This window comes from Cytobacillus sp. QJM3NY_8, assembly GCF_056173585.1.
The window spans coordinates 3,539,673-3,551,309 of record NZ_CM149681.1 but is presented as its reverse complement, the minus strand read 5'-3'; the positions used below and the strand labels follow the sequence as shown (position 1 = coordinate 3,551,309).

At 42.5% G+C, this 11,637-nt stretch carries 11 protein-coding genes; 7 read left to right on the top strand and 4 right to left on the bottom strand.

What is annotated here, in order from left to right; genetic code table 11:
* Positions 1-7: 7 nt before the first annotated feature.
* From AC0VZ9_RS18225 to fbpA, 4 genes are all read right to left on the bottom strand, one after another.
* Positions 8-1,198, bottom strand: a complete 1,191-nt coding sequence (locus AC0VZ9_RS18225) for a chromate transporter (protein WP_475396591.1) — start codon at positions 1,196-1,198, stop codon at positions 8-10.
* Between the two features lie 11 nt (positions 1,199-1,209).
* Complete coding sequence (locus AC0VZ9_RS18220; RefSeq protein WP_019381183.1) at positions 1,210-1,518, bottom strand: PadR family transcriptional regulator; 309 nt, start codon at positions 1,516-1,518, stop codon at positions 1,210-1,212.
* Positions 1,519-1,668: 150 nt separating this feature from the next.
* Positions 1,669-1,806 carry a hypothetical protein gene (locus tag AC0VZ9_RS18215; RefSeq protein ID WP_019381184.1) on the bottom strand — a complete coding sequence of 46 codons (138 nt, stop codon included), beginning with the start codon at positions 1,804-1,806 and terminating at the stop codon, positions 1,669-1,671.
* Between the two features lie 13 nt (positions 1,807-1,819).
* Positions 1,820-1,984, bottom strand: coding sequence for a Fur-regulated basic protein FbpA (gene fbpA, locus AC0VZ9_RS18210; protein ID WP_009333513.1), 165 nt, complete (start codon positions 1,982-1,984; stop codon positions 1,820-1,822).
* 182 nt (positions 1,985-2,166) lie between these two features.
* On the opposite strand from fbpA, the gene AC0VZ9_RS18205 reads away from it, so the two are divergent.
* From AC0VZ9_RS18205 to AC0VZ9_RS18175, 7 genes are all read left to right on the top strand, one after another.
* Positions 2,167-2,490, top strand: coding sequence for a MerR family transcriptional regulator (locus AC0VZ9_RS18205; protein ID WP_009333514.1), 324 nt, complete (start codon positions 2,167-2,169; stop codon positions 2,488-2,490).
* Between the two features lie 200 nt (positions 2,491-2,690).
* Positions 2,691-3,443: a threonine/serine exporter family protein gene (locus AC0VZ9_RS18200; protein ID WP_475396590.1), complete on the top strand. Its 753-nt coding sequence runs from the start codon at positions 2,691-2,693 to the stop codon at positions 3,441-3,443.
* Positions 3,444-3,472: 29 nt separating this feature from the next.
* Entirely contained in the window at positions 3,473-3,916 is a 444-nt protein-coding gene (locus AC0VZ9_RS18195; RefSeq protein ID WP_009333516.1) for a threonine/serine exporter family protein, read from the top strand.
* Positions 3,917-4,088: 172 nt separating this feature from the next.
* Complete coding sequence (locus AC0VZ9_RS18190) at positions 4,089-5,804, top strand: ABC transporter ATP-binding protein (protein WP_034296753.1); 1,716 nt, start codon at positions 4,089-4,091, stop codon at positions 5,802-5,804.
* A 337-nt stretch (positions 5,805-6,141) separates the two neighbouring features.
* Positions 6,142-7,881, top strand: coding sequence for a serine hydrolase domain-containing protein (locus AC0VZ9_RS18185; RefSeq protein WP_475396589.1), 1,740 nt, complete (start codon positions 6,142-6,144; stop codon positions 7,879-7,881).
* Positions 7,882-7,950: 69 nt separating this feature from the next.
* Positions 7,951-10,065, top strand: coding sequence for a glycoside hydrolase family 3 protein (locus AC0VZ9_RS18180; protein ID WP_251267129.1), 2,115 nt, complete (start codon positions 7,951-7,953; stop codon positions 10,063-10,065).
* A 188-nt stretch (positions 10,066-10,253) separates the two neighbouring features.
* Complete coding sequence (locus AC0VZ9_RS18175) at positions 10,254-11,513, top strand: exo-beta-N-acetylmuramidase NamZ family protein (protein WP_192908903.1); 1,260 nt, start codon at positions 10,254-10,256, stop codon at positions 11,511-11,513.
* The last annotated feature ends 124 nt before the right edge of the window (positions 11,514-11,637 follow it).

Sequence of the window (11,637 nt, the reverse complement as noted above, 5' to 3'; positions counted from 1 at the left end):
TGCGTTTCTAAAATATTGATCCTAATATCGTTCCGCCGATGGCACCTGTCACAACAATAATCCATGGCGGCAGCTTCCAATAAACAAGCATGCTGAATAGTACTGCTGCAAAGGCAAAATCAGCCGGCTCCAGGATGCTGCTGGTCCAAATTGGATGATAAAAGGCAGCGATTAAAATGCCGACAACTGCAGCATTTACACCCATTAATGCACCCTTTATGTTAGGATGGCGGCGAAGTGTGTCCCAAAATGGGAGGGTGCCTAATATCAGCAGAAAGGCAGGCAGGAAGATCGCGGCCGTTGCAAGCAAACCGCCTTGCCAGCCATTCATCACTGCCCCAAGATAGGCAGCAAAAGTAAATAACGGCCCTGGCACTGCTTGGGCTGCACCGTAGCCAGCCAGAAAAGCTTCTTCACTTAGCCAGCCTGTTGGGACAAATTCACGTTCCAGCAAAGGAAGGACAACATGGCCGCCCCCGAAAACCAGAGATCCGGAGCGATAAAAGCTGTCAAAAAGAGCAACCCAATCCAATGCGGTTAACTCCCTTAAAATTGGAAGAATTATTAAAAGGGCGAAAAACAACACTAAACAGCCAATCGCAAACCCTTTTGAAATGGGGAAATCCATACGGGCTTCGCTGTTATCTGCATGCTTCTTGTAGAGTAAAAATCCAATAAACCCAGAAATAAGGATGACCGCTATCTGAGTGATGGCTGTCTGCCATAAAAGTGTGATGATAATCGCGAACAGTGCCAGCGTTTTTCGCGGCAGGTCAGGTACAAGTTTTTGTGCCATTCCCAAAACCGCATGAGCCACTACAGCCACCGCGACAATTTTGAGTCCATGGATCCAGCCGGCTTCCGCAGGATTAATGCCTTGAAGAAGAATGGCAAAAATAATCAGAGCAATAACAGATGGCAATGTGAAACCAAGGAAAGCCATAATTCCGCCGGCTACTCCGGCCCTCATGACACCAACGCCAATGCCAACCTGGCTGCTTGCCGGTCCGGGCAGGAACTGACAAAGTGCAACTAAGTCTGCGTAGCTTTTCTCATCCATCCATTTTCTTCTGCGGACATACTCATCGTGAAAATAGCCGAGATGAGCTACAGGTCCCCCGAAAGAGGTAAGTCCAAGCCTTGTTGAAACCATTAATATTTCCAGTAAAGATTTTAAGCCAGTTCTGTTTTTGTTCATATGCATCTCCTTTAGTCTTTAATCTCTTTAAAAAGCTCATAAGCTTTTTTTCTGGCTTCCTCCAGCACCGAAATTCCTTTTTCTGTTGCAGTATAATATTTTCGGATTCGGCCATCTACATTTTTCTTCTCCTGATGAAGCAGCCCGTCTGATTCCATCGAATGCAGGATAGGATACAATGTTCCGGAACTGATGCTATATCCATGCTCTTTCAGCTCTTCCACCATCCAAGCGCCGAAAACAGGATGTTCCTTTGCATGGTGAAGTATATGGATTTGAATAAACCCCAGGAACAGCTTACGCAATATTTTATCTTCCAAGCAAATGCCTCCTTATTAATTTCGAAAACCGATATCGGAATTCGATAATAGGATGATACCAAAATAATGAGGACAAAAAAAGGGGGAATTATAAATTTACAAAACTTTAACATAGACATAAAAAAGAACGCTTTTCCAAGCGTTCCAGTATTAACTATTTTGTTCATTTCTTAAAATTTCATAAGCATAATCACCGGCTGCTGCCGTTAAACTTTCCCATAGCTGATCACGCAATAAATCGAGTTCAATAATTCTTCTCGCCAAATCTATTGTATTTTTAGTTTCCATACGGGCCCCCTGATTAATAACGGTTTCGATTGCTGTGTTTTTTAAATATTACCTCAAGTTCTGTTAAGGTCAGCTTTTGCAGAGCCGGTTCAGAATGCTGATATTCGCTTCCAGATTTGACCAGCAGGCCGATTAGATATTGCCGTTTTTTCTCAATCGCCTTCCGTAAATATTGCATTCACTATCTCCCCTTTCCTTTAATGTTTTTTTTATTCTAAAAGAAATTTAGCTCATATTCATGTATTATGTTAAGTTTTCTTACATTGTTTTTGCTGTATTGTTAGATTTTCTGACAGGATTGATGAAAATGTTTGAAAGATTAGTATAATGAAAGAAAATGGTTAGATTGAGGTGACATGATTGGAAAGTGAATCATCCTACAAAACCAGAAAAGTCATTTCGATTGGGACGGTCAGCGAACTGACAGGACTTAGTGAACGGCAGATACGGTATTACGAAGAGAGGAAATTGATTTTCCCTGAAAGATCAGAACGCGGGAGCAGGAAGTATTCTTTTAGCGATGTAGAGACGCTCATCGACATAGCCAACAAAAGGGAGGAGGGAGTCCGAACGGAAGAAATCCGCTCGGAATTAAAGAGAAAAAAGAAAAAAGACGATCAGGCATCACGTTCAAAAATGATTCAGGGTCAGCTTAATGCGCAGTTTGGAATCCGGAAGAAATAATGGGAAAGTGATTATTCTGCAAGGGATAATCGCTTTTTTTATTCAGCTTTAATTCTGCCTTTTAGAATATGCTGCCGGAGTTTACGAAACATTTTTATATAAATTTTAGACAAAAGGTCTTTCTTTCGTTTACCATTTCCGTTAAGATGTAACCCTATATATGAAGGTTTTAAATTTTGATCTGTAAAGCAGGTGAAAGAATGGGGAAAGAATTTCCTCCAACAATAGAAGTAATAGAGATCTGCTTGCTTGCCGGGAAAATCATGCTTCAGGGCGGTGCAGAAACCTATCGGGTAGAGGACACAATGACCAGGATTGCAGCCTCCCTGGGTATACCGCACTCCCATAGCTATGTGACTCCAACCGGAATCATATTTTCAACGGATGGAACTGAACCGGCAAAGCTGATTCGGATTTCAGAACGGTCAACGGATTTGTATAAAGTAACATTAGTGAACGGAGTTTCACGCAGGATCAGCAGCGGTGAACTGGATGGAAAGGGAGCCTTGGCAAGGCTGAGGGAAATTGAAAGTGCCGACTATACTTTCCCTGTTTATCAGCAGATTCTTGCAGCCTCCATTGCAAGCGGGTGCTTTTTAATTATGTTCCTTGGAAGCTGGACAGATTTTATTCCAGCCATGATTGCAGGCGGTCTTGGTTTTGTTTCTTTTATATACGTACATAGAGTGGTCCAGATTAAATTTTTCTCTGAATTTATTGCTTCATTACTAATTGGCCTTATCGCCTATTTCTTTGTGTACACAGGAGCGGGAACAGAACTTGATAAGATCATCATCGGTTCAGTCATGCCGCTCGTTCCGGGGCTGCTGATAACAAATGCAGTCAGGGACTTAATGGCCGGGCACCTTGTTTCTGGTCTGTCAAAAGGGGCTGAGGCCTTTTTGACGGCATTTGCCATTGGAGCTGGGATTGCTCTTGTATTCACTTTCTAAATGAAATGCATTAGCGGAGGAATATGCGTATGTTTATGTTGACACATATGATTACAAGCTTTATTGCTTCAGCAGGGTTCGGAGTGCTTTTCAACGCTCCGAAAAAATCACTGTTGAAATGCGGGTTTGTCGGGATGGTCGGCTGGTTTGTTTATATTTGGCTTGTCAATTGGCAGTATGATGCTGTCATTTCATCATTAATCGCTGCTTTTACCATTGCAGTGATCAGCCAGATTTTTGCCAAAATGTATAAAACACCTATTATTATATTCAGTGTTGCCGGCATCATTCCATTGGTCCCAGGGGGGATTGCTTATAATGCAATGCGGAATTTTGTTGAAAATGATTATAATACGGCAATTCAGCTGGCTGCGAAAGCATTCATGATATCAGGGGCAATCGCAGTAGGACTTGTCATTTCAGAGGTAATCAATCAAATGATCCGTAAAGTTCAGTTTAAATCAAGAATCTAAAATAACTGCGAAGTACGATTACATCGGCCTTTCTTAGGAATTAAGCCGTAATATAACCTCTAACTATCAGACTCGTTTCAGGAAATAAATAGGGACGGGTTTTTCTTGTAATATATTCCTGGTGAATTTATAATCCTATTATGTTTGATTTTTTCAGAAAAAGGAGATTATGATGATCCGACGGTTTTTTAGCTACTATAGGCCACATAAGCGCCTATTCATTCTTGATTTTAGTTCGGCGGTATTCGTGGCAATTCTTGAATTGGGCTTTCCGCTTGCGGTTCAGTGGTTTATCGACAGCCTGCTTCCAAGCGGGAATTGGTCCATGATTGTTTCTGTAAGTGCCGGCCTGCTTGCTCTTTATTTGACCAGCACACTTCTGCAGTTTGTTGTTAACTATTGGGGCCACAAGCTGGGCATCAATATCGAAACAGATATGCGGCAGCAGCTTTTTCAGCACGTTCAAAGGCAGTCTTTCCGCTTCTTTGATAATACCAAAACAGGGCATATCATGAGCCGGGTGACAAATGATCTTATGGATATCGGAGAGCTCGCTCATCATGGCCCCGAGGATTTATTCATTGCGGTCATGACGTTTGCGGGTGCCTTCTGGATTATGCTGACGATCAATGTGAAGCTCGCTCTTATAACGATATTTGTTCTTCCCTTTCTTGTATGGCTGATTACATTTTGCAATATTAAAATGAACAAAGCATGGAAAAGGATGTACGGTGAAATTGCTGATGTGAACGCCCAGGTTGAGGATAGTGTATCTGGAGTGCGTGTGGTTCAGTCTTTTACAAATGAAAGCTATGAAATTAAAAGATTTAGAGAAAACAATGGCAGATTCCGTCTTGCCAAGCTTGCAGCATATAAAATTATGAGCTTTAGTGCTTCCGGAGTTTATATGCTGACCAGATTAGTTACGCTGATTGTTCTAGTGTACGGTTCCTGGCTGAGCTTCAACGGGCAGCTATCATATGGAGAATTGGTCGGATTTGTGCTTTATGTGAATGTACTTTTAAAACCGATTGATAAAATTAGCGCCCTGATGGAACTGTATCCAAAAGGAATGGCTGGTTTCAAACGCTTTTTGGAAATTATTGATACTGAGCCAGAGATTGAGGATGCAAAAGATGCCATTGAGGTTGAATCCTTAAGGGGTGATATCCGCTTTCAAGATGTAGCATTTAGTTATGACAAGCATAAATCGGTGCTTCAGGGGATTGACCTTCAAATAAAAGCAGGTGAAACAGTTGCTTTTGTTGGACCTTCAGGTGCCGGAAAGACAACGATTTGTTCTTTGATTCCACGCTTTTATGATGTAAATAGCGGAAGCATTAAGATCGATGGCATGGATATCAGGGACATGACGAAAAAATCACTGAGATCGCAAATCGGCATTGTTCAGCAGGATGTCTTCCTGTTTACCGGTACACTGAAAGAAAATATAGCTTACGGAATGCTTGGGGCAACAGACGAGCAAATTGCGGACGCAGCTCAAAAAGCCCACCTGCAGGACTTCATTGCATCTCTTCCGGATGGCTATGAAACTCAAATTGGGGAACGGGGATTAAAGCTGTCTGGCGGACAAAAACAAAGAATTGCCATTGCAAGAATGTTCCTGAAAAATCCGCCGATTTTGATTTTGGATGAAGCAACTTCGGCATTGGATACAGAAACCGAACAGATTATTCAAACTGCGTTGAATGAGCTTGCCGTAAACCGCACTACACTTGTGATTGCCCACAGGCTTGCAACCATTCGAAATGCAGACAGAGTGGTGGTTGTCACAGAAGACGGCATAGCCGAAGAAGGTACACATGATGAGTTAATAGAACAGGGCGGGATCTTCGCAGGCCTCCATAATGTGCAATTCCAAAGATAAAGCAGAATCCGTAATGGATTCTGCTTTTTTGTCTAAATGGAGACCTCTGCAAAAATACTGTTTCATCAAACAAACCTGGAAAAAATTAAAGAATAGTAGAAAACTAGCAAACAAGCATTCATTTTTACAAATGAAATTTGGGAAATCTGCAAACAAATCATGGAGTCAATAAATGAAATGCATAATTTTCAGAACAGTCAAAAAGAACTATCGTTTTAATTAAATATATGGAAGTTTTTAACTAGAACAGGACTTATGTGGTATAGACAACTATACTCTAACTCTATTAATCTTACAGTATGTAAACCCTTTCAAACATAAAGGAGGTTATTGGCTGATGAAAGTTCATAAAATTAAAGGAGGCAGTATGAAACATAAAACCAAGCTTATTGCGCTATCAGCAGCACTTAGCACATCACTCTTTATTCCGGCAGCATATCCGGCATCTGCGCAAAGCGCGGAAGGAGTTAAGCCAACAATGGAAAGGAAGGATCATAAAGAGGTGAAATACAAAAGTCATCCGATTTTTTCATGGGATCGCCCTGGGCCGATTTCTCCTATTCTTCATCCAGGTTCAGCGGCGGGAGCTGGAATGGTTCAGCAGCCGCTCAATGAAATCGATCCGCTGATGGAAGGTATGATTTCAGAAGGAGTCATGCCTGGTGCTGTCACTTTTGTCGCAAGGCGGGGCCATATTGTCAAACAAGACGCATACGGATATTCCTACCGTTATACGGATGATAAATTTACTGAAGCGCAGAATCCGATTGAAATGACGGAAGATACAATCTTTGATCTGGCTTCAATCAGTAAAATTTTCACAACTACTGCTGCGATGATATTGTATGATGATGGCCGCTTTCAACTGGATGATCCGGTTGCGAAATATATCCCCGAGTTTGCTGAAAACGGCAAGGAAAATGTAACGATTCGCCAGCTGATGACACATACTTCAGGATTTACTGCATGGATTCCTTTATATTCACAAGGGAGCAGCAGAGACGATCGGATGCAAATCGTTTTTAAACATCCATTGGCCAATGAACCGGGTGAAGCGTATACATACAGCGATTTGAATATGATTACGCTCGGCGCAATAATCGAACGCCTGTCAGGACAAAGCCTGGATGAGTTTGTGAAAAAACGCATAACCAAACCCCTCGGTATGAAGGATACGATGTATAATCCTCCTGAATCTTTGAAACACCGGATTGCGGCAACGGAATACCAGCCTGCTATCGGCAGGGGCCTTGTCTGGGGGGAGGTTCATGATGAAAATGCCTGGTCCCTTAATGGCGTTGCCGGACATGCAGGTGTCTTTTCCACTGCATCCGATCTTGCTAAACTTGCCCATATGTATGTGAATGACGGGCGTTATGGCGGCAAGCGGATTTTAAAGGAAGAGACAGTGAAAATGCTGATTCAAAACCAGATTCCTCAATTTCCTGGAAATGATCATGGCCTTGGCTGGGAGCTTGGTCAGGGATGGTTCATGGATGCCTTATCAGAGGGAACTTCGCTTGGGCATACAGGGTACACTGGTACATCTATTGTAATAAACCGGAATAATGGCACGATTGCGATTCTCTTAACAAATCGCGTCCATCCATCAAGAAATACGGTTACAACGAATATTGCAAGGCGAGCATTTGCAAGACAGGTAGCAGATTCCATTCCTGTTGCAATCCCTGGAAAAGGAGATGCCTGGTTCTCAGGATATGGAGATAAAATTCAGCACAATTTAACGGCTAAAGTGGATCTCAATGAAGAGGCGGTCCTGTCGTTTGATACCTGGTACAGAACTGAAACCAATGCGGATATGGCCTTTGTAGAGGTATCAGAGGATGGCGTCAATTGGACACATGCGGCACAGCCATTAACAGGCAGCAGCATCGATTGGAAAAACGAAAAACTAACGATTCCTGAAGGAACCTCCCACATTCGATTCCGATACCAGACAGACAGTACAGTAAATGGCAGAGGCTGGTATGTTGATAATGTAAAACTCAGACTTTCAGATGGCAAAAAAGTGACGCCTGCCTTCTCAGGAAACGGGTGGAAAAAAAGAAATTACTAGCATTCGATTTTTTAGTGAAAAGTAAGCTTAAGAGCATATGAAATAAATGCAGTAAGGACGGTGGAAGAAATGGTTAAAGCCCGTAAAATAATGTTCATTTCCCTTCTCGCAATTACACTTGCCGTTTCGCAGTTATGGATCGGAGGAACCTTGAAACAAGCCTCTGCAGAAAGTGCAGCAAAGGATTTAATCATCCTTCAGAATGTGCCTGATGTCAGTACGGAAATTAGTGGAGAAGCATTTCAATTAAAGGCGCTTCATGTCTATAAAGAAGGACATTTCATGGGAATTTCAGATGGTGTGAAATGGAAATCTTCAAATAAAAATGTTGCAGCAGTTGATCAGGCGGGGAATATCACCTTAATGGGGAAGCCAGGAAAAACCTTCATCAGTGTAACGGACGGAGTATATAAGGACCGTATTGCACTTCAAATAAAACCTGACGGCAAAAAGCACAGCAAGGGCAAGCCAGCTTTTAAAGTGAAAATCATTAAGGAGCATGGGAAACGGTATGATCTCATTAGCCGAGCAGTGAAAAACATGTCTATTGAAGAAAAGGTCGGCCAGATGCTGATGCCTGATTTCCGCACCTGGAAGGGGAAAAATGTCACTGAAATGCTGCCGGAAATTGAGAAGCTGGTAAAAGATTATCATCTTGGCGGGGTCATATTATTCCGTGAAAATGTGGTGACAACAGAACAGACAGCCACACTGGTTTCCGACTATCAGAAAGCTGCAGATAAATTCGGCTTATTAATGACGATTGACCAGGAAGGCGGAATTGTAACACGTCTTCAATCAGGAACAGACATGCCTGGCAATATGGCGTTAGGAGCTGCCCGTTCTGAAGAAATTTCCCGAAAGGTCGGCAAGGCGATTGGAGAGGAACTGGCATCACTTGGCATAAATATGAACTTTGCACCTGTTATGGATGTAAATAATAATCCCGACAATCCGGTAATTGGCGTTCGTTCATTTGGTGAGGACCCGCAGCTTGTCGCTGACATGGGTGTTGCTTATACCGAAGGATTGCAATCAGCAGGTGTTGCCGCTACAGCAAAGCACTTTCCCGGACATGGAGATACAGCAGTAGACTCCCATCTTGGATTGCCTGAAGTACCACATGACAAAGAACGTCTAAAAGAAGTTGAATTGTATCCTTTCCAAAAGGGAATGGAAGCAGGGATCGATGCGATCATGACAGCACATGTTACCTTCCCTAAGATTGATGATACAAAAGCAATCTCGAAAAAAACTGGTGAGGAAATTGCAGTTCCGGCCACTCTTTCCCATAAAGTGCTGACAGAACTTATGAGGGAAGAAATGGGCTATGATGGTGTTATTACAACAGACGCGATGAATATGAATGCCATTGCCGAACATTTTGGACCAGTTGACGCGGCCATTCGAGCAGTAAAAGCTGGAACAGATATTGTGCTAATGCCTGTTGGGCTTCAAGAAGTTGCAGAAGGGCTAGTGAATGCTGTGGAGAATGGAGAAATATCAGAAAAACGCATTGAATCATCAGTTGAACGAATTTTAACTTTGAAAATAAAGCGAGGAATTATTAAAGAAGAGACACCACAGCCGATCGATGAAAAAATTGCAAACGCACTTCAGATTGTTGGATCAGAAGAACATAAACAAATAGAAAAAGAAGCAGCTGAACGTTCAGTCACATTGGTTAAAAATGAAAGAGATGCACTGCCGCTGCAATTATCTCCTGAAGATAATATAGTCGTTGTCGGCAATACGTATATTGCAGACTTAAAGAACGCAATCAGCAAGTTTCATGCAAACACAACGGTCATCCAAGCCTCAAGCTATGCATTAACGGAAGAGCAGAAGCAGCTAATCAGGAATGCCAGTGCTGTTATTGTGGGCTCCTATACGTTTAATGTATCAGGCCGCTCACCGGACAGCGCTCAGATGAAAATGGTTAATTCCATCATTGCTGAGTCAGAAGCTCCAGTCATTTCGGTTGGCATCCGTAACCCATATGACATCATGGCTTATCCGGAAGTTGATGCCTACATTGCGCAATACGGATTCAGGACGGCAAGCTTTGATGCATCTGCAGGTGTTGTTTTTGGCCAGGTTAATCCTTCAGGTAAATTGCCTGTAACAATTCCGGGTCCAGATGGCAGTGTTTTATTTGAATTTGGCCATGGATTGAGCTATTAGGCACACTGCTATTTTTAAATAGGAAGGGGTACAGGCAGCCTAGGGTTTTGCCTGTGCCTTCATTCTTAATATTAGTAGAATTTTTATCGTTGGAATTTTAGAAACTTTCTAGCTCCACCCCCTTCCCCACCAAGATGTAGGGGATGGGCAAGGAGCTTCCGCTTTTCTGATCAAGGAGGGAAAAATATATGAAGAAATGGTTTATGGGGTTTTTGACAATGATTCTCGTACTCTCTTCTTTAACTGTTGTGCTTGCAGATAACGGCAATGGCAAAGGAAAAGGCAAGAAAAAGAAATTCGAACTTGGAGTTGAAGTTCTTTTAAATGATAAGAAGGATCTCATAGAGGGGAAAAGAGTGGGCTTAATCACAAACCCGACTGGGGTAGACCAGAATTTAAACAGCATTGTCGATATTCTGCACAATGATCCCGATGTGGAGTTAACAGCTTTATATGGCCCGGAACATGGAGTCCGCGGAAGTGCACAGGCGGGAGAATATGTTGAGTATTATATCGATGAAAAGACAGGGCTTCCTGTTTACAGCTTATACGGAAAAACCAAGAAGCCTACACCTGAAATGCTGGAAAATATCGATGTGCTCCTGTTTGATATCCAGGATGTAGGAACACGTTTCTACACGTATATTTATACAATGGCATATGCAATGGAAGCAGCAAAAGAAAACAATATTCCTTTAATCGTGCTGGACAGGCCAAATCCTCAAGGTGGAACAAAGGTTGAAGGACCTGTGCTTGATATGAAGTATTCCTCATTTGTGGGGAATTATTCGATCCCGCTCCGGCATGGGATGACAGTAGGTGAACTGGCCGAATTATTCAATGAAGAGTTCGAAATTGGTGCAGAGTTAACTGTTGTCAAAATGAATGGCTGGAAGCGGGAAATGTATTATGATGACACCAGCCTTCCGTTTGTCATGCCGTCCCCTAATATGCCCACTTTAGAAACTGCTTTAGTATATCCGGGAGCTGCATTGATTGAAGGGACGAATGTTTCTGAGGGACGTGGAACAACGAAGCCGTTTGAATTAATTGGTGCTCCATTTATCAACGCTGATGATTTGGCTGGACATTTGAACAGTCATAATCTTCCGGGGGTAACCTTCAGAGCTGCTTCGTTTACACCAAGCTTCTCTAAGCATGCAGGAAAGCTTTCACATGGGATTCAAATTCATGTTACACATCGCGATGCATTCAAGCCTGTCGAGACCGGACTTCATATCGTGAAGGCGATCCATGATATGTATCCGGAAGACTTCGAATTCCGTGCCGAAAACAGTGCAGGAATTTCATTCTTTGACAATCTGATGGGCAATGGCTGGGTCCGTGAAGACATTGAGGAAGGGAAGCCAGTTGAAGAAATCTCCTCCAAATGGCAGAAAGAATTAAAACAATTCAATAAGACACGTGAAGAATATTTACTCTATTAAACTCGCAGGAAAGAACTTGGCGGCAAAATGCCCCAGGTTCTTTTTTTATTATATGGCGGGTCGGCATAATACTGATGGTGTCTGGTACTGAATTATAAAGCCTGTTCATATTATGTAATAATCC